The organism is Armatimonadota bacterium (assembly GCA_031459715.1).
GTDB lineage: Bacteria > Sysuimicrobiota > Sysuimicrobiia > Sysuimicrobiales > Humicultoraceae > Humicultor > Humicultor tengchongensis.
This window is the reverse complement of the sequence record JAVKIA010000012.1, coordinates 51,338-68,893: the sequence shown is the minus strand read 5'-3', so window position 1 is coordinate 68,893 and position 17,556 is coordinate 51,338. Positions and strand designations below refer to the sequence as shown.

Annotated in this window: 16 protein-coding genes and 3 pseudogenes; 5 read left to right on the top strand and 14 right to left on the bottom strand. The window is 67.7% G+C overall.

Annotated features, from left to right (window positions below):
- The 10 genes from QN152_06680 to QN152_06635 all read right to left on the bottom strand — a co-directional run.
- Positions 1–554, bottom strand: a 554-nt coding sequence (locus QN152_06680; GenBank protein ID MDR7539203.1) for an ABC transporter permease subunit, incomplete at its 3' end; no start/stop codon positions are given.
- On the bottom strand, positions 523–1,533 hold the full coding sequence (locus tag QN152_06675; GenBank protein MDR7539202.1) for an ABC transporter permease: 1,011 nt from the start codon (positions 1,531–1,533) through the stop codon (positions 523–525). The genes QN152_06675 and QN152_06680, both read right to left, overlap by 32 nt.
- A 55-nt stretch (positions 1,534–1,588) precedes the next feature.
- Positions 1,589–3,199: an ABC transporter substrate-binding protein gene (locus tag QN152_06670; GenBank protein ID MDR7539201.1), complete on the bottom strand. Its 1,611-nt coding sequence runs from the start codon at positions 3,197–3,199 to the stop codon at positions 1,589–1,591.
- Positions 3,200–3,308: 109 nt separating this feature from the next.
- Positions 3,309–4,232, bottom strand: a complete 924-nt coding sequence (locus QN152_06665) for an amidohydrolase family protein (GenBank protein MDR7539200.1) — start codon at positions 4,230–4,232, stop codon at positions 3,309–3,311.
- Entirely contained in the window at positions 4,229–5,026 is a 798-nt protein-coding gene (locus QN152_06660; protein MDR7539199.1) for an amino acid ABC transporter ATP-binding protein, read from the bottom strand. Before QN152_06660 ends, QN152_06665 begins: the two co-directional genes overlap by 4 nt.
- Before the next feature lie 117 nt (positions 5,027–5,143).
- Positions 5,144–6,160, bottom strand: a complete 1,017-nt coding sequence (locus QN152_06655) for an amino acid ABC transporter permease (protein ID MDR7539198.1) — start codon at positions 6,158–6,160, stop codon at positions 5,144–5,146.
- 11 nt (positions 6,161–6,171) lie between these two features.
- Positions 6,172–7,191, bottom strand: a complete 1,020-nt coding sequence (locus QN152_06650; GenBank protein MDR7539197.1) for an ABC transporter permease subunit — start codon at positions 7,189–7,191, stop codon at positions 6,172–6,174.
- A 100-nt stretch (positions 7,192–7,291) separates the two neighbouring features.
- Positions 7,292–8,305, bottom strand: a complete 1,014-nt coding sequence (locus QN152_06645) for a transporter substrate-binding domain-containing protein (protein ID MDR7539196.1) — start codon at positions 8,303–8,305, stop codon at positions 7,292–7,294.
- A 111-nt stretch (positions 8,306–8,416) separates the two neighbouring features.
- Positions 8,417–9,121: a rhomboid family intramembrane serine protease gene (locus QN152_06640; protein MDR7539195.1), complete on the bottom strand. Its 705-nt coding sequence runs from the start codon at positions 9,119–9,121 to the stop codon at positions 8,417–8,419.
- Positions 9,122–9,222: 101 nt separating this feature from the next.
- Positions 9,223–9,657 (bottom strand): DoxX family protein, encoded by a 435-nt coding sequence (locus QN152_06635; GenBank protein MDR7539194.1) that lies wholly within the window; start codon positions 9,655–9,657, stop codon positions 9,223–9,225.
- Between the two features lie 174 nt (positions 9,658–9,831).
- Here QN152_06635 and QN152_06630 point away from each other — a divergent pair, with 174 nt between their 5' ends.
- Both QN152_06630 and rpoD read left to right on the top strand, forming a co-directional pair.
- Positions 9,832–10,182, top strand: coding sequence for a helix-turn-helix domain-containing protein (locus tag QN152_06630; protein MDR7539193.1), 351 nt, complete (start codon positions 9,832–9,834; stop codon positions 10,180–10,182).
- A 108-nt stretch (positions 10,183–10,290) separates the two neighbouring features.
- A complete protein-coding gene (rpoD, locus tag QN152_06625; protein ID MDR7539192.1) occupies positions 10,291–11,295 on the top strand; it encodes an RNA polymerase sigma factor RpoD in 1,005 nt (334 codons plus the stop codon).
- A 61-nt stretch (positions 11,296–11,356) separates the two neighbouring features.
- Here the strand turns inward: rpoD and QN152_06620 are convergent, their stop codons facing one another.
- From QN152_06620 to QN152_06605, 4 genes are all read right to left on the bottom strand, one after another.
- Positions 11,357–11,713, bottom strand: a complete 357-nt coding sequence (locus QN152_06620; GenBank protein MDR7539191.1) for a nitroreductase family deazaflavin-dependent oxidoreductase — start codon at positions 11,711–11,713, stop codon at positions 11,357–11,359.
- Between the two features lie 15 nt (positions 11,714–11,728).
- On the bottom strand, positions 11,729–12,520 hold the full coding sequence (locus QN152_06615; GenBank protein ID MDR7539190.1) for a phosphosulfolactate synthase: 792 nt from the start codon (positions 12,518–12,520) through the stop codon (positions 11,729–11,731).
- Between the two features lie 229 nt (positions 12,521–12,749).
- A complete protein-coding gene (locus tag QN152_06610) occupies positions 12,750–14,120 on the bottom strand; it encodes an MmgE/PrpD family protein (GenBank protein MDR7539189.1) in 1,371 nt (456 codons plus the stop codon).
- 4 nt (positions 14,121–14,124) lie between these two features.
- Positions 14,125–16,431, bottom strand: coding sequence for a copper-translocating P-type ATPase (locus QN152_06605; GenBank protein MDR7539188.1), 2,307 nt, complete (start codon positions 16,429–16,431; stop codon positions 14,125–14,127).
- 145 nt (positions 16,432–16,576) lie between these two features.
- Between QN152_06605 and QN152_06600 the strand changes: the two are divergent.
- The 3 pseudogenes from QN152_06600 (at position 16,577) to QN152_06590 (ending at position 17,445) form a co-directional block, all read left to right on the top strand.
- Positions 16,577–17,029 (top strand): annotated as a pseudogene (locus tag QN152_06600) (ABC transporter substrate-binding protein).
- Between the two features lie 12 nt (positions 17,030–17,041).
- Positions 17,042–17,293, top strand: a pseudogene (locus QN152_06595) (ABC transporter permease subunit).
- Between the two features lie 24 nt (positions 17,294–17,317).
- Positions 17,318–17,445, top strand: a pseudogene (locus QN152_06590) (hypothetical protein).
- Positions 17,446–17,556: the final 111 nt, after the last annotated feature.

Here is a 17,556-nt window from a genome sequence, read left to right as displayed (position 1 = left end):
CCGCGGGCCAGCCGGGCGTAGGGTGTCCAGGTGACCAGAGAGATGGCGAAGATCATGTTGGGCAGACTGGGTCCCAGAGCGGCGGCAAAGGCCATGGCCAGCACCAGGCTGGGAAAAGCCAGGAACATGTCCGTCAGGCGCATCAGCACCTCGTCTGTCCGGCCACCGAAGTAGCCCGCCACCCAGCCGATCGCGGCTCCCACGCTGCCGCTGATGACCGACACGATGAGGATGATCTGCAGGGCGATGCGTGAGCCGAAGATGACCCGGCTGAAGATGTCGCGGCCGAACTGGTCCGTTCCGAACCAGTGCGCCCGGCTGGGCGGCTGCAGGCGGATGGAGAAGTCCTGGGCCAGGGGGTCGTAAGGGGCGATCCACGGTGCCAGTACCGCCACCAGAAGGATCATGCCCACCAGCACCGTTCCCACGATGGATAGAGGGCTGCGCTGCCACAGGCGGTAGGCGCGGCGCAGCTCCTCGTACCGGGGTGGGGCGGCGATGCGTCCCGCTGCGCGGGCCAGCTCAGAGGCGGATGCGGGGGTCCAGGAAGGCATAGGTCAGGTCCACGATCAGGTTCACCAGGGAGAAGACCACGGCGATGTAAAGGGTCCCGCCCATCACCGCCGGGTAGTCCAGGGAGATGTATCCCGTGGTGATGTACCGCCCCAGTCCCGGCCAGGCAAAGACCGTCTCGGTGAGGACCGAACCTTCCAGCAGTCCGCCGAAGACCAGGCCGATGACGGTGACGGTGGGGATGAGGGCATTGCGCAGTGCGTGCCGCAGGATGACCACCCGTTCCACCAGGCCTTTGGACCGTGCGGTACGGATGTAGTCCTGATGGAGGATGTCCAGCATGCTGGAGCGGGTGACGCGGGCAATGGTCGCCGTGGCCACATACCCCAGGACGAAGGCGGGCATGATCAGGTGGGCCACGGCATTGCGCAGGGCCACCCAGTCGCCGGCCAGGAGGCTGTCCACGATGAGCAGCCGCGTGCGGTTGGGCGGGGGGAGGACGGCCAGGTCCAGCCGCCCAGGTCCGGGAAGCCACCCCAGGCGGTAGTAGAAGAGGAGCAGGAGGACAAGCCCGGTCCAGAAGACCGGCATGGACACCCCGACGATGGAGAAGACCCGGGTGGTGTGGTCCTGCACCTGATTGCGCCGGATCGCCGAGACAACCCCCAGAGGAATCCCCAGTATGATGGCCAGAAAGATGGCGCTGAAGGTAAGCTCCACGGTGGCCGGAAAGTATTGTTGGATGTCCTGCCAGACCGGCCTGCCGGTGCGCAGGGAGCGTCCCAGGTCACCGCGCACCGCGCCCCAGATGTAGGCCACGAACTGCTGGTGCAGCGGCTTGTCCAGACCCAGTTCCCGGCGCAGCGCATCCACCTTCTCCGCCGGGGCGTTCCCCCCCAGAATGGCCAGAACCGGGTCGGCCGGGATGACGTGGGAGACAATAAAGGTGATGACCAGCACCCCGAAGACGACCAGCACCATCAGCGCCAGCCTGCGGGCGATGTAGGTGGTCAGGTTCATGGGGCGCTCCCGGTGGGGGGCCCCCTCATCTGGGGGCCCCACCGAATCTTCCGGACTACTGTCGCACCTTGCTGATCTTGGTGTAGTCGAAGTGGAAGGTGCCGAGCGCCGCCGCCGCCTCGAACCCTTTCACGTAGGTGCGGATGACCCAGTTATTGGTGACCTGGAAGAGGATGGCGAACGGACCCTTGTGGGCCACGAGCTCGGTGAGCTCCTTGTACATAGCCACCCGACGGGCAGAGTCCCGCTCCAGCATGGCCTTCTTCGTCAGGTCCGTGGCTTTGGGGTCCATCCAGGCATTGCGCCAAGCGAGCTGCCGGATCGTTCCGTCGGCGAAGGGCTTGGCCAGGGCGTCGGGGTCGGGGTAGTCCACGCCCCATCCCCACAGGACCAGCTGGTGCCCCTGCTCCCGGTACTTGGCCAGCATGGTGGCCGCGGCCCCCGTGACGATCTTGACCTTGACGCCGATCTTGGCCAGCTCGTTCTGGATCACCAGCGCGATATCGCCCCGGTAGGGGTGGGGGGCAGAGTGGATCAGCTCCACCTCGAAGCCGGCGGGATAGCCACCTTCGGCCAGGAGCCTGCGGGCCTTGTCCAGGTCCTGCTTGAAGGGCATGTAGGGGTTGTAGCCCAGGTATCCGCGCGGGATGAAGGTCTGCAGCGGAAGACCCTCGCCGCGCATGATGCCCTCCACGATGGCCCTGTAGTCGATGGCGTAGCGGATGGCCTCCCTGACCTGTTCCTTGGCCAGCGGCGCGTACTTCACGTTCATCCCCAGATACTCCATCCCGTGCCCGGGGACGCCGACGATGGCCAGCCCCGGTGTCTTGGCCGCGCGGATCTCCTGACGCATGGTCGGGGTCAGGTTCCAGGCCACGTCCACATCTCCTCGCTCCAGGGCGATACGCTGGGCGGAGGCTTCGGGGATGTCGCGAATGATAATCCGCTTGATGGGAGGGATGCCGCGCCAGTAGGTGGCGTTGGCCACCATGTCCACAACCTCATTGCGCTCCCAGCGCATGAGGATGTACGGACCGGACCCGGCGCTGTGGTCCTTGAGCCAGTCCACCCCCAGCTCACCCTCGCGGATGTGCTGCTCCACCACCCCGGGGTCCAGGACGGCCGTGGCCGGGAAGGTGAGAATGGCCAGCACCAGGTCAGGAGCGAAGGGCTGCCCCACCACCAGCTGGACGGTGTACGGATCCAGCGCCCTGACCACCGTCTCCGCATTGTCTTTGGTCAGCCCCAGCTCGTTGAACATGTACACGCTGGGACGGCTGAGGCGCAGCATGCGGCGCAGAGAATAGACCACGGCATCGGCGTCGACGGCCCGGCCGCTGGGAAACTTCATCCCTCTGCGGATCTTGAAGGTCCAGGTGCGGCCGTCGGGGGCCAGGGACCAGGACTCGGCCACCTCGGGCACCACCCGGATCTTGCCGTCGGCCAGCTCCAGCTCCACCAGCTTGTCGTACAGCTGGTCCACGATGACAGCGCCTTCGACCTCAAACACCACCGCCGGGTCCAGGGTGATGAGAATGCCGGTGTTCTGCCCGACCACCAGGGTGCTGGGGTCCACAGGGCCGCTGTGCGAAGGCACACTGGGGAACAACACCAGGGCCAGAATGAGAACGGCGCCCAGGCTGGACGCGGCCATCTGCCGACGCATCAGCATCGCCTCCCCTCGCTGCGTTTTCGGCTTCCCAGACCCAAGTATACGCCCTGCCACCCACCCGAAAGCGTCGGTCCGCGGCGGCCCGGGGGGGCCCGGCGGCGGGTCAGAGGTGGAAGACCCGGCGGGCGTTGTCGCCCAGGATGCGGGCGCGGTCGGCGGCAGTGACTCCCAGCCCATCCAGGACCTCCACCTGCTCGTGCAGGATGTGGTGCCGGTAGCCGCCCCAGACAGTGGAATCGGTGCCGAAGAGCACCCGCTCCGGCCCGAAGGCCCGCAGCGTGTCGCGGAAGACCTGCTCCAGGGAGGGTTCGCCGGGGGAGTAGTGGCGCCAGTTGTTGGTGCCGGAGGTATCCACGCAGACGTTGTCGGTGTGGTAGGCCAGGAAGAGCGTCTCCCGGAAGAACCCCGCGCCGAAGTGGGCGATGATGAAGGTCACCTCGGGGAATTCCCTGACCACGGCCGAGAGCGGAAGGGGGCTGGCGTAGGAGAGGTCGTAGAAGGCGCCCACGGTGATGCCGAAGTGGAAGATCACCGGCAGCTCCTGCTCCGCGCAGGCCTCGTAGATCGGGTAAAGCATGCGGTCGTTGGCCAGGAACCGCTGGATGGGCGGGTAGAGCTTCAGGGCGCACAGCCCCCGGGCCCGGAAGGTGCGCACGGTGCGCGCCGCATCCGGATGGCGCGGGTCGGCCAGCGACCCCACTCCATGCAGCCGCCGCGGGTTCAGGGCGACGAATCGGGCCATCTCCTCGTTGGCCTCGCCCACGGCAATGAAGACGCCGCCGGCCACCCCCGCCTGGTCGAAGGCAGCCAGCCAGGCGGCGGCGTGTTGTTCTAGAGTAACCCCTGCCACCGGCTGCAGCCGCTCCTCCAGGGTCATACCGCGGACGCGGCTGCGCCGCCGCGCCTCCTCCCGGATGGCCGGCGGCCGCTCCATCATGCGCCGGATCATCCCCTCGGTGGTCAGGTGCAGGTGCGCGTCGATGATGTCGCCGGGCGGCGTTCCGGTTCCCGCGGGGGCGTCGGTCACTGGTGCAGGATCTTAGAGAGGAAGAGTTTGGTGCGCTCGTGCCGGGGGTTGGTGAAGAAGTGCTCGGGGGTCCCCTCCTCCACGATCACCCCTTCATCCATGAAGACCATGCGGTGAGCCACTTCGCGGGCGAATCCCATCTCGTGGGTGACCACGATCATGGTCACGCCGCGCTCCTTGGCCAGCCCGCGCATGACGTCCAGCACCTCCTGGATCATCTCCGGGTCCAGGGCCGAGGTGGGCTCGTCAAAGAGCATGATCTTGGGGTTCATGGCCAGGGCGCGGGCGATGGCCACCCGCTGCTGCTGTCCCCCGGAGAGCTGGGCCGGATAGGCGTGCGCTTTCTCCGGTATGCCCACCCGCTCCAGCAGCTCCATGGCCACGCGCTCCGCCCGGGCCCGCGGCCAGCGGCGCACCTGGATGGGGGCCAGGGTGATGTTCTGCAGCGCGGTGAGGTGGGGAAAGAGGTTGAACGACTGGAAGACCATCCCCACCTCGCTGCGCACCGCGTCCACGTTGCGCAGGTCGTCGGTGAGTTCGATGCTGTCCACGACAATGCGCCCGCGGTTGTGCCGCTCCAGGCGATTGATGCAGCGGATCATGGTGGACTTGCCCGAACCGGAGGGGCCGGCCACCACCACCACCTCGCCCGGCCACACCTGCAGGTTGATGCCGCGCAGGACATGCAGGCGGCCGAACCACTTGTGCACGTCCTGCAGCAGGATGATGGGCTCCCCGGAGCGGGCCGGATGAGCCGCCGCGGGTGCTGTGGTTGGAGCCTGGGTCGCCGTCATAACCTGTCACCCCTATTGTAGCGCTCCCGGCGCCTCATTGATCAATGCCGCAGTCCACGGGTCCGAACCGGGGGGGCAGGCCCGCGGGATCATGCCGTGCGAATCCCGGATTTCCTCCTAGCGCTCGCCCAGCCCCAGGCGTTTCTCCAGCACCCGGCTGCCGTACGAGAGCAGGTAGGAGAAGACGAAATAGACCACCAGCAGGAAGACGTAGACCTCCTGCGTGTCGTGCAGGTACGCGGTGATGGCCAGCAGCGCCCGCCCCGTGCCCACCAGGTCGGAGAGTCCGATGATCACCGTAAGGGAGGTGTCCTTGAACAGGCTGATGAACTGGCCCACCAGCGCCGGGATCATGTTCTTCACCGCCTGCGGCAGGACGACGAAGCGCATGGTCTGCACGGCCGAGAGCCCCACCGCCCGTGCAGCCTCCGTCTGCCCCCGGGGCACCGACTGGATGCCGGCACGGACGATCTCCCCCACGTAGGCCGAGGTGAAGATGGTCAGACCGATCATGGCCCGCTGCACCCGGGTGATGGCGTCGCCCGAGAGCAGCGTGACGAAGACGAAGAACCAGAGGAGCACGGTGATCAGGGGGATGCCGCGGATGAGCTCGATGTAGAGGACGGAGAAGAGGCGAACAGCCGGCAGGCGGCTCACCCGGCCCATGCCCACCAGGACGCCGATGGGGAAGGACAGCGAGATGGAGACCACGGCCAGCAGCAGGGTGAGGTAGAGGCCGCCGATCTGGTCCAGCCGCACGGGAGACATCACCCAGAGCACAGCCGCCACTGTCCCGCCCCACAGCCCCAGCAGCACCCGTGCTCCCACCCTCAGCCGCGCTCCCACCGCTGTGAGCAGGGCGGCTGCGGCCACCAGGCCACCCGCCCAGTAGGCCCGGGAGACCAGCTCCACGGGCATGAGGCCCACCAGCCAGAAACGCAAGTTGTCAGTGACCACGCTCCAGTGCGCCCGCACCGCCCAGCGGAGGATGGCGGAGACAAAAAAGAACAGCGCCGCAGCGGTAGCGGCGGTGAGGAGGGTGTTCCACCAGCCGTCGAAGAGGTTGCGCCGCGCCCACCGCCAGGGGGTGAGCCGCTCCTCCGGGGGCGGCAGGACCTGGACGCGCACCGCCATGGCCGTTCCTCCTACACCGGCGCCAGGTGCAACCGGGCGCGCACCAGGTTGAGCAACCCGGAGATGATCAGGGACAGGACCAGGTAGCCCAGGGTGACCGCGGTAAAGGCCTCCAGCGAGCGGAAGGACTGGCTGCTCACCGTGTTGGCCGCAGTGAGGAACTCGGCGTAGCCGATGCCCAGGGCCAGGCTGCTGTTCTTGGTCAGGTTGAGGAACTGGTTGCCCAGCGGCGGAATGACGATACGCAGCGCCTGCGGCAGCACGATCAGGCGCAGCGCCTGCCCGTGGGTCAGCCCCAGGCTGCGCGCCGCCTCCATCTGCCCGCGGGAGACGGCCAGAATTCCCCCGCGGATGATCTCGGCGATGAAGGCGGAGGTGTAGACGGCCAGGCCGACCAACAGCGCCGCGAACTCCGTGGTAAGCTGCACCCCGCCGTCTACGGTCAGGCGGCCGAAGCGCTCGACCACGGTCCCGCCCAGGGCCAGCCCGGCGTTGGTCAGGACCACCAGGTCAGCGAAGAGGCGGATCGGTGGTTGCCCCGGCGCGCCGCTGGGCAGCTGCAGAAAGACGGCGAAGTACCAGAAGAAGAGCTGCACCAGCAGCGGCGTGTTGCGGAACAGCTCCACGAAGGCCAGGGCCAGGCGGCTGACCAGCCAGTTCCGGGAGAGACGGGCGATGCCCACAAACAGGCCCAGCAGCGTGGCCAGGACCACCCCCAGGACTGCCACCTTGACGGTGTTGAACAGTCCGGCGATCATGGCTTCCCCGGCGGAGTCTCCCGGGTCGTAGAGTTTGGGGCGCAGCGTCTCCAGGTCCACGGTCCAGGTGAGGGCGGTGAGCTGGAAACTTGCAGGCTGGCGCCAGAAGCTCCAATCCAGGTGGATGTTCTGACGGATGAAACTGCGCCCTACCTCCAGGCGCGCCCCCCAGACCGCCAGGGCCAGCAGGAAGATGAAGAGTACCTGCGCGGCGACTTCCAGCTTGCGGACATCACGCCACGGGGGGACCTTAGCTCCAGGAGAGGTGATCACATCAGGTCACCGGTGCAGACGAGCGGCGGGTGGGGCTCCACAGCCCCACCACACCGCTCGCCGGTTACCAGTCTAGCAGATCGGCCGGGATCCTGCGGCCTCAGCGCCACGGTCGGCTGGCCATGGCGCCTCCCTTTATGGCCAGCATGTTCCGCGTCCCCTCCCGGGTGATGGCCGTGCGCTGCCTGGGGCCGAAGTAGCGGTCGTAGATCTCTCCGTAGTTGCCCACCAGACGGACGGGGCGCAGCCCGGCACCCCCCTTCAGCTCGGCAAAGTTCTTGGCCACCGGGTCGCGTCCGGTGATGGCGGCCAGCCGGGCAGGGTCACGGGCGATGGCCTGGGTGATCCCCAGCTCCTCGGCCAGGATGACGGCCCAGACGGCGTACTTGACGGCGTCCGCCCACTTGGAGTCGTTCTCCTGGAACATGGGCGCCAGAGGCTCGTCGCTGAACTCCTTGCCCACCACCTTGAAGTCTGCCGGGTTGGGGGCTGTAGCCCGGAAGGCGGCCAGCTGGCTGCCGTCGGTGGTGAAGACATCGCAGCGACCCTGCACCAGCCCCTGGAAAGCCTGAGCCGCCTCCTGGAAGGTGATGAGCTGGAAGCGGAAGTTGCGCGCCCGCATCTGGTCCGTGATGTTCCGCTCGCTGGTGGTGCCCGCGTGCACGCAGATGCGCGCGCCGTTGAGATCCTCCAGACCGTTTATCCTGGAGTCGGAGCGCACCAGGAGCCGTTGGCCGTCAAAGAAGGTGACCGGGCCGAAGTCCACCTGGTCGTCCCGGGTGATGGTGACGGTGGTGGTGCGGAAGACCACATCCACCGATCCAGCGACCACGGCCGGAATGCGGCTGGCCGAGGTCAGGTTGACGAACTCCACGCGGGCCACGTCGATGAACGCGGCCACGGCCCAGCAGAAGTCGGCATCGAACCCGACCATTCTGCCTGAGGTGGGGTCAGGGAAGCTGAAGCCCGGGGTGGTCCCCGACACTCCGCAGATGAGCGTCCCGCGCTCCCGGACCACGTCCAGCCGGGAACGCGGAGCCTGCGCGTAGCCCACGTACGCCGCCAGGCCCACGGCCAGCAGCACCGCCAGCGCAAGGCCTACAACTCTTCGCATGCTCCACCCCCTCCGCTCGTATCCAGAATTGGGCGCCGCGGCGCCCCCCGGTGCATAGATCCGATGCGGTCAGGTGAGGGTACTACTTGGCTCCCCCCGGCCGCCCTTCCTTCACCAGTGAGGGCGGAAGGTACGGGCGACTTCCCGGGCGCGCCCGCGGAAGAGCAGGCCGGCCACCGCCCCCGCGCCGAAGCCCCCCACGTGGGCCCACCAGGCCACCCCTCCCTCCGTCAGGCCGCCCAGAGCGTAGGTCCCCTGAAGCACCTGGATGAAGATCCAGTAGCCGAGGACGAAGACGGCAGAAAGGGGCACAACGCGGATGAAGTAGAACAAGAAGACGAGGGTGTCAATGCGCGCGGCCGGCCAGAAGACCAGGTAGGCCCCCATCACCCCGGCGATGGCCCCGCTGGCCCCGACGAGCGGGATGCGCGAGGCCGGGGCGACGAGAATCTGGCCGAAGGCGGCCGCTACCCCCATGACCAGGTAGAAGATGAGGAACCCCAGGCGGCCGAGGACGTCCTCCACATTGTTGCCGAAGATCCAGAGGAACCACATGTTCCCCAGCAGGTGGAACCAGCCGCCGTGCATGAACATGGAGGTGAGCAGGGTGACGTACACCGGCTGCGGCCCCGGCGGCGGGAGGTCCACACCGCGGGTGATCTCGTAAGGGACCATGCCGTAGGCCTGCACCAGCGCCTCCAGGCGCGGCTGCGGCAGGCTGTCCAGGTAGAGGAAGACACCCACGTTGAGGGCGATCAGCAGGAAGACCACCACGGGGGTGCTCCGGCCGGGCAGGTGGTCTCGCAGCGGGATCACTCGACCGAGATTCGTCCCTCCCCGGGTCCCCTCCTGCCTCAGAGCGCGTAGGTCTGCTTGCAGATGAACTCAGCGAACCAGCCGGGGCAGGCGCAGCGAAGTCACAGCCCCACCGCTTGATCCAGTGCCGCGGCGCCGCCCCCCGTGAATACTAGGGAGAGGGCGGCGACCAGAAGCGCAAAGTCAAATTCCCAGCCCGTGGTCTGCTGGGCCATAAAGGGGACGTTCCATGCCCGCCTCTTTGCCCAGATTGCCACCAGCATGTCCACGGCGAAGAGGAGCCCCAGAATGCGGGTTCCCAGGCCCACGATGAGCAGCAGCGCTCCCAGGGTCTCCAGCAGGATCACGACCCAGGCAAAGAGCGCTGGCATAGGGACGCCCAACTGGCGCAGCGCGCCACTGAATCCGGCCGGACCCTTCATGGGTGAGTTCGGGTTCATCTTGGGCCAGCCGTGCACGAGGAATATAATGCCCAGGGCCACCCGCAGCAGCAACGGACCCAACCCGACTAGCGGTGCGAAGACGGCTTGCAGCATCAGCCTTCCCTCCCTTTCCTGCGGCGGAGTTCGACCCTCACGCTGGCGGGCAGTGCCCACCGGACCCTATCCTTTAAGGAGTAACTTCTTTTTCGTATGTGCTGAGAGCGTACAACTTAACGCTTCCTCTAGTCAAGCTCCTTCTCTTTTGTTAGAATCTTCCCTGGAACCACAATGCGCTCGCACCAGTCCGAAGAATCAGAACAGGTCTGCCCGCGCTTCCACCGGGCGGTCGAGCTGGTGGGGAAGCGCTGGACGGGGGCGATCGTGCGCACGCTGATGGACGGGCCGCGGCGGTTCTCCGAGATCCTGGACGCGGTTCCCGGGCTCCACGACCGTTTGCTCTCTGAGCGGCTGAAGGAACTGGAGAGCGAGGGGCTGGTGATCAGGAAAGTATATGCGGACACGCCCGTGCGCATCGAGTACGAACTCACCGATAAGGGGCGAGACCTGGAGCGGGTGGTGGCGGAGGTTCAGCGCTGGGCCGACCGGTGGCTGGCCGGGCTGACCCGCGCCGCGCACTGAGGTTCACCAGGCTTTCCCGCCGGGCAGGCTGCGGGCGCGGCCTGGCGGTCCGTCCAACCGGGAACATGGTTAGCTGAAGAGATGCCAGGAAAGGTAGGTCGGGGAAGAGTGGCACGCCAGCGGGGGCAGAAGCGCCAGCGGACAACTGACGAGCACCTGCTCCCCCCCGAAGAGGCTGTCCTGCCGGAACTCTCCGCTGAGGAGGCAGAACCGCAGCCCCAGCCCCTGACAGTTGGGGAAAGCGCCGAGGAGGAGCTGAGCGAGGAGCCCGAGGCGGGGATCGAGGACATCGACGACCCTGTGCGGGCGTACCTCAAGGAGATCGGCCGGGTGCCCCTGCTGCGGCCGGCTGAGGAGGTGGCGCTGGCACAGCGCGTCGAGCAGGGAGACGAGGAGGCGAAGCGCCATCTCATCGAAGCGAACCTGCGCCTGGTGGTCTCCATCGCCAAGAAGTACGTGGGCCGGGGTATGGACTTCCTGGACCTGATCCAGGAAGGCAACCGCGGTCTGATCCGGGCGGTGGAGAAGTTCGACTGGCGGCGGGGTTACAAGTTCAGCACCTATGCCACCTGGTGGATCCGCCAGGCGATCACCCGGGCCATCGCCGACCAGGCCCGCACCATCCGCATCCCCGTGCACATGACGGACACCGTCAACAAGGTGATCCGCGTCTCCCGGCTGCTCCTGCAGAAGCTGGGCCGTGACCCCACACCGGAGGAGATCGGCAATGCGATGGGGATCTCCGGGCAGCGTGTGCGGGAGATCCTGCGGGCCGCGGAGCAGCCGGTCTCTCTGGAGACGCCGGTGGGGGGCGAAGGGGACAGCGCCCTGGGCGACTTCATCAAGGACGAGCGCGAGGTCTCGCCGGAGGAAGCGGTCTCCTTCTCCGTCCTGAAGGAAGAGGTGGAGGAGGTGCTGCAGACGCTGCCGCCGCGGGAGCGGCATGTGCTGCGGCTGCGGTTCGGGCTGGAGGACGGCCGGCCCCGCACCCTGGAGGAGGTGGGCGGGGAGTTCGGCGTGACCCGCGAGCGCATCCGCCAGATCGAGTCCAAGGCGCTGCGCAAGCTGCGCCACAGCGGCCGCGCTCGCCACCTCAAGGACTTCACCGGGTAAGCAGCGTCGCTGCGCCCTGTGCCGGAGGGCAGAAGCATTCTCGCTCTACCCTCTCCTTCCCTTACAAGAGGCGGACCTCCACTGCGGCGTCGAAACCGCTGTAGTATTCCCCCACCTGCTCTGGCCCGTACTTGGCGCGAAACCGGGCCGCTACCCGACGGGCCACGGTCTTGTTCTCAAGCGGCCGCACGGTGAAGGTGCGGCGGTACCGCCCCGCGCGCACGGTCAGCGTGGGGTTGGCCAACAGGTTGCGGAACCAGTGGTTCCGCCTCCCCCGTGTTGGCAGAAGCCACACCCGTCCCCGCTCCAGGACGAACCAGACGGGTAGGGCGATGGCCCGCCCGGTGCGCCGCCCGATGGTGGTGATGGTGATCTGGTCACGGCGGCGCAGTGCCTGGGTGAACGGATCTTTGGCCACGCACCATCCCTCCCATCACCCTTTATAGGTCACCACCCGGCCCCAGGTGCTCTTCGTCCCCCAGATCCCCGAGCGCAGACACTCCAGCTGCACGATCTGGCTGTGGTCGACGAAGAGGTTCACCTCCGGGCCGTAGTTCTTGATGTACCAGGAGAAGACATCCGGGTCGGCGGCCTCAAACATCACCGCCTCCAGGCCCAGGGTGTTCACGATCTTCGCGGGGATGTCCGTGCGCCAGGTGGTCACACTCTCGGTAATGCCCTCCGACTCGATCATGATCATGGAAGCGCCCGCCTGGAGGAACCGCTTGGCCTGGGCGATGGCCCACTCCACGTCGCGCGTCCCCTCTGCGGCCAGCTCTGCCGCCGCGGTGGCGCCGCCGGCGCCGTACTGGATGCCCACCTCCGGCTTGGCCTTCAACCCGGCCTGGCGCACCTTCTCCACCAGGCGCAGCCAGTCGTCGCTGGGAATGCTGAGGAAGCCGGTGGAGAGCTCGATGATGTCGAAGCCCAGCGCCTTGCACTCCTCGATATACCGCTGCACGGCGGAGGCCCCCTGGGTGAGCACGTACTCGATGAAGCCCCCTGTGGAGACCAGTACGTTATAGCGGTGGCAGAGGTCGATCAGATCCGTCACTACCCGCCGCGGCATCAGGGAGAACGACCCGCCGGCGAACTTCAGGGAATCCACGTAGGCCCCCATGCTCTCCAGCAGGTCCTCCAGGTATCGCCGGCCCAGTGGGGTGTAGTACGGGCCGCGGATCTCGGTGACGCCCCGGGTGCGCGGCTTGGGCGGGCGGTCATTCATCCTGAGGAAGGGGAGGGAACGCTCCAGCAGCGGCGCGCGGGCTTCCGGCGCGGCGGGAACCGCCGCCTCCTCCCGCAGCGCCGGGACTGTCCCCGCCCGCGCGGGTCGCGGTCGCCTGGCCGGCGCCGCGACCCTGCGCCGACCACTCCTGGCACCACCACGTGCTCTGGTCATGATCGTTCCTCCTTCGGGTCTGGCTTACCTCACACCGGTGCGGACCCCCGCCGGCTCACTCCGGCCGGCGGACCTGTGCCAGCAGGCGCATTAGGTCGGCCACGGTGATTCCTTCCAGGTGCTCCACCGCCTCAGCGATCTCCCGCCGCAGACCGGCATCCGCATAGGGAGCGGCCAGGCGGTCGAACTTGGCCACAACTCCTTCCCAGCCCATCGGCCGGGTCCAGAACCCTTCGTAGTCTTCTTTCTCCCGGACCAGTATTCGCCCATCGCCCAGGACGATGCGAACGCGGCAGGGCATGCGCGCCGGGAACTGCCGGCTGAACTCCTCCACCGGCCGCACCGAGACTTTCCGCAGCAGCGTCTGCACGTCGCCGCTGTGGATGCGCTGTGGCGTGTATTGCTCGGGAAGGACCTGCCCGTCCAGCAGGGCCACTGCGGTCATGTAGTGCAGGCTGTGGTCTGCCTCCTCCTTGGTGCGGACCACCGTCTTGTCCCCCTCCTCCCCGCCGCCAATGATGTGGTAGGCGACGTCGAAGGTGTCGATTTCCACGCGCTCCACTTCCTGCGCTCGGATTCGGTGCTCGGTCCGCAGCTCCAGAACCGCCTCCAGCGTGGACTGCGAGTGGAACTCCGCATTGTACTTTTTCACGCTGGTCCGCCTCACCCGCTCCAGGTCCTCCCGGGACCAGTCGATGGTGAATCGACCGGCGATGGACTCCATGAAGCCCTTGTTGCCCTCGAAGACCAGGGGCGGACCGGTGATCCCGCACGCTGCCAGGAAGGTGGCGTGGGTGCAGGAGGCGGCGGTGTTGGGATAAGCCAGGCCCTTCCAGTGGGAGAGCGGCCCGGTGCGGGTGACCCGCAACGCGTTGAAGGCGGTCCCGCTGATGGCCAGGGCGTTGGCGGTGCGCTGCGCATCCAGCCCCAGGGCCCGGGAGACGCCGGCCGCCACGGCATAGGAGCCCTGGGTGGTGTGGTCGAAGCCCCTGGCCCGCACCGGGGCCACATCACATAGGCGGCACTGCACCTGGTAGGCCACGGCCAGGGCAGTGAGCAGGCTGCGTCCGTCGCCACCGGCATACTCGGCGGCGGCCAGCACCGCCCCCAGGTTGTCGCTGGGATGGCAAGTCTCGCCTGGAGCGACGTAGCTGTCGTTGAAGTCCAGGTAGCGCACCAGAGCGCTGTTGTAAAGGCTGGCCCGGTCCGGCGCAGCCGCCCCGCCCCCGATGAGCGTGCACCGGGGGGCCCCGGCAAACTCCTCCACGTAGGCCCGCACCAGCCGCACCGGTTCGCCGTCCAGCGCGCCGATGGCGCAGCCCAGCGCGTCCAGCACGCGGATCTTCAACTGCCGCACCGCCTCGGCGGAGAGGTCCTGGTAGGAGGTGGCGACGACAAAGGCAGCAAGCTGTTCGGCCTGGGTCATGATCTCACATCTCCTGAAGCCTGCGCCCCACCCGCTTCAGCATCACCGCATTGGTGGCCACGATCACCGAAGAGGCGGACATGAGCAGGGCGGCCCACTCCGGCCGCAGCATGATGCCGAACCGCGGGTAGAGAAGGCCCGCGGCCACGGGAATGGCCAGGATGTTGTATGCGGACGCCCAGAAGAGGTTCTGCCGCATCTTGCCCACGGTGGCGCGGGAGAGGAAGATGGCCCGCAACACGTCGGCCGGGTCGGAACGCATCAGCACCACGTCCGCCGTCTCGATGGCCACATCGGTGCCGGCACCGATGGCCATGCCGATGTCCGCCTGGGCCAGGGCCGGCGCGTCGTTCACCCCGTCGCCGACCATGGCCACGAACCTGCCCTCCTGCTGCAGCCGCTTAACGTACTGTGCCTTCTGCTCCGGGAGGACCTCGGCGAAGACGCGGGCAATCCCCAGCTGGCGGGCCACCGCCTCCGCGGTGGGAAGGTTGTCGCCGGTGATCATGGCGACCTCGATCCCCAGACGCTTCAGCTCCAGGACGGCGCGGCGGGAGGTGGGGCGTACGGGATCGGCGGCAGCGACCACGCCCACCGCCCGGCCGTCCACGGCGACGATCATGAGGGTCTGGCCTTCCCCAAGCAGCCTCTGCAGGTCGCTCTCCAGCGGGCGGAGATCGACGTTCCGCTGGCGCATCAGCCTGGCCGTACCCACCAGGACCTCGCGGTCGCCGACTGTGGCGCGTACCCCGTGCCCGGCCAGGTTCTCGAAGTCGGTGATGGCTTGATCGACCTCAATATGCCGCCGCTCGGCTTCCTCCAGCACGGCCCGGCTGAGGGGGTGTCCCGAACGGGCCTCCGCCGCGGCGGACAGGCGCACCACCTCGTCCGCGGAAACCCCGTTGGCGCCCACCACCTGGGTGATGCGCGGCCGTCCCTCCGTCAGCGTCCCCGTCTTGTCCAGCACGATGGCGGTGATGCGGGAGACCTGCTCCAGCGTGGCGGCGTTCTTGATCAGAATGTTGTGGCTGGCCCCCAGTCCGGTGCCCACGGCCACGGCGGTGGGCGTGGCCAATCCCAGAGCGTCCGGGCAGGCGATGACCACGGCGGAGATGGCAAAGGTGAGCGCCAGCAGCACAGGCTCGCGCATCCACCCGTACCAGAAGCCGAAGGTGGCCATGCCGGCACCCACGGCCAGGATTACCAGGTACTGGGCCCAGCGGTCAGCCAGCCGCTGCCCGGGCGCCTTGGACGCCTGAGCTTCCTCCACCAGTCTGACGATCTGGGCCAGGGCGGTCTGGTCGCCGACTTTCGTGGCCCTGAAGCGGACCGAACCGGACTGGTTGATGGTTCCGGCGATCACGGGATTCCCGGGCCCCTTGGGCACGGGGATGGACTCACCGGTGACCAGGGCCTCGTCCACCGCGGTCTCGCCCTCGGTGACAATGCCGTCCACTGGCACCCGGTCCCCCGGACGCAGCTCCACAAGATCGCCAACCTTGATTTCGCTGGTAGGGATCTCCGCCACGGCGCCGTCCCGCACCACGCGCGCCCTGGGCGGGACCAGGCTAAAGAGCGCCCGCAGAGCCTCGGAGGTACCGCGCCGGGACCGCATCTCCATCCAGTGGCCAAACAGGACGAAGGTGACCAGCATGGCCGCCGCCTCGTAGAACGTCTCCCCGGCGCGCAGCAGGGTGATGAGGACGCTGAACAGGTACGCCGCCAGCACACCCACGCTGATCAGCACCGACATGTTCAGGGTCCTCTTCCGCAGCGAGCGGAAGGCGCCGGCCAGGAAGACAGAGCCCACCCAGAAAACCACGGGGGTGGTGAGGAAGAAGAGAATCCAGTTAGCCGGGATGGGCCGGGGCAGGCTGACCCTCAGGAAGTTGGCCCCCAGGGGTGAGTAGAGGACGGCCGGGACCGTCAGCAGGAGCGACCAGAGGAAGCGGCGGCGCATGTCCGCCTCCATGAAGCGGGCAAAGCGGGGATCGGCCATCATCGCCTGGTGGTCGTGAGCCTCCCCCAGGCCGTGGCCCGCGGCGTGGTGAGCGTGGCTCGCCAGCCGGCGGTCGAGCCCGTACTCGAACTGCTTGGCCTCGAACCCGCACCCGCAGGTTACACTCAGGTTCGCCTCCTGACAGGAGAGGCACTCCCGGCCACAGGTGCATGGGACGCCGGCCCCGTAGCGGTGATGGTGGCCCCCAGCGATCCCAGGAGCTGGCTGGCCGGAAGCCGGCGGCGTGCCGGGGGAGACCAGCTCACGGTCGCGGCCGGAGTGATGTCCATGATGTGGCGAACTGTCCTGCATCCCGACTCCCTTGGCGCGCCAATCTCGAGCGTCCCGTGACCCTGTCCGGAAGACCTTTCCATCTGATCACGGAGACGTCCTTCCACCGGCTGCTCCGGAGCCGGTCTCTCCAGGGTCAGGCTGGTACGGATCCGGGAGGAACGACATGAGGGCTGGGCTAACCCTGATCCTGGTCCCCGTACTGGTAACCCTGCCGGCCGCAGGTCTGGCACAGACCGGCATCGTGCGCCTCGCCATCACGCGGGACGAGGGAAGCCTGAATCCCTATACCTACCAGAGCGGCTATCCCGGCTGGAACATCATGACGCTGGTCTACGACCCCCTCTTCTACCCCGACGCCAACAACGAGCCCATCCCCTGGCTGGTGCGTGAAGTCAGGGTATCCGGCGACGGGCGCACCTGGACACTGAGCCTTCATCCAAACCTACGCTGGCACGATGGCCGGGCGCTGACGTCGGAGGATGTGAAGTTCACCTTTGAGTACGTGCAGAAAGTGACCCACTCGCGCTGGACGCCGACCACGCGCAACCTGGAGGGCGTGGACGCGCCCAATCCCCAGACCGTGGTCTTTCGCCTGAAGGCTCCCCACGCCGGGTTCCGCCTGCGCCCGCTGGCGGACGCCCTGCTGCCGATCTCCACCGTCTTCATGCTCAACCTGGGATTCATCGCCAGCGGCGCCACAGTGATAGAAACGGTCTTCTCCTGTCCGGTACTCGGCCGGCTCCTCTACGAGGCAGTGCTCAACCGCGACTACCCGGTGATCCAGGCCACCTTCCTTATCCTCACCGTGAGCGTCATCGCTGCCAACGTGCTGGCCGACCTGCTCTACCCCCTGATCGACCCCCGGGTGCGCCATGCCTGAGGTCGGTACCAGGCTGAGGACGTCATGAGCACCGCCACCGCCGTGGCCGCCGGCGCCGGTCCCGTGCGCCTCCGGCCCCGCCGCCCTCTGGGGGCGGTGGGAGGGGCGGGGCTGGCGCTGCTCGCCCTGCTGGCCGTGGCCGCCGTCTTCGCGCCGTGGATCGCCCCCTATAATCCTGAGGAGACCAGCGGCGGGCCTTTCGAGGCCCCCTCGCGCAGCCACCCCCTGGGCACCAACGACATCGGGCAGGACATTCTCAGCGA

Bases quoted from the DNA above. Each gene is read 5' to 3' on its own strand.
- QN152_06675 (MDR7539202.1), bottom strand. From the start codon at position 1,533: ATGAACCTGACCACCTACATCGCCCGCAGGCTGGCGCTGATGGTGCTG.
- QN152_06670 (MDR7539201.1), bottom strand. From the start codon at position 3,199: ATGCGTCGGCAGATGGCCGCGTCCAGCCTGGGCGCCGTTCTCATTCTG.
- QN152_06660 (MDR7539199.1), bottom strand. From the start codon at position 5,026: ATGACGGCGACCCAGGCTCCAACCACAGCACCCGCGGCGGCTCATCCG.
- QN152_06655 (MDR7539198.1), bottom strand. From the start codon at position 6,160: ATGGCGGTGCGCGTCCAGGTCCTGCCGCCCCCGGAGGAGCGGCTCACC.
- QN152_06645 (MDR7539196.1), bottom strand. From the start codon at position 8,305: ATGCGAAGAGTTGTAGGCCTTGCGCTGGCGGTGCTGCTGGCCGTGGGC.
- QN152_06635 (MDR7539194.1), bottom strand. From the start codon at position 9,657: ATGCTGCAAGCCGTCTTCGCACCGCTAGTCGGGTTGGGTCCGTTGCTG.
- QN152_06630 (MDR7539193.1), top strand. From the start codon at position 9,832: ATGCGCTCGCACCAGTCCGAAGAATCAGAACAGGTCTGCCCGCGCTTC.
- QN152_06615 (MDR7539190.1), bottom strand. From the start codon at position 12,520: ATGAATGACCGCCCGCCCAAGCCGCGCACCCGGGGCGTCACCGAGATC.
- QN152_06610 (MDR7539189.1), bottom strand. From the start codon at position 14,120: ATGACCCAGGCCGAACAGCTTGCTGCCTTTGTCGTCGCCACCTCCTAC.
- QN152_06605 (MDR7539188.1), bottom strand. From the start codon at position 16,431: ATGCAGGACAGTTCGCCACATCATGGACATCACTCCGGCCGCGACCGT.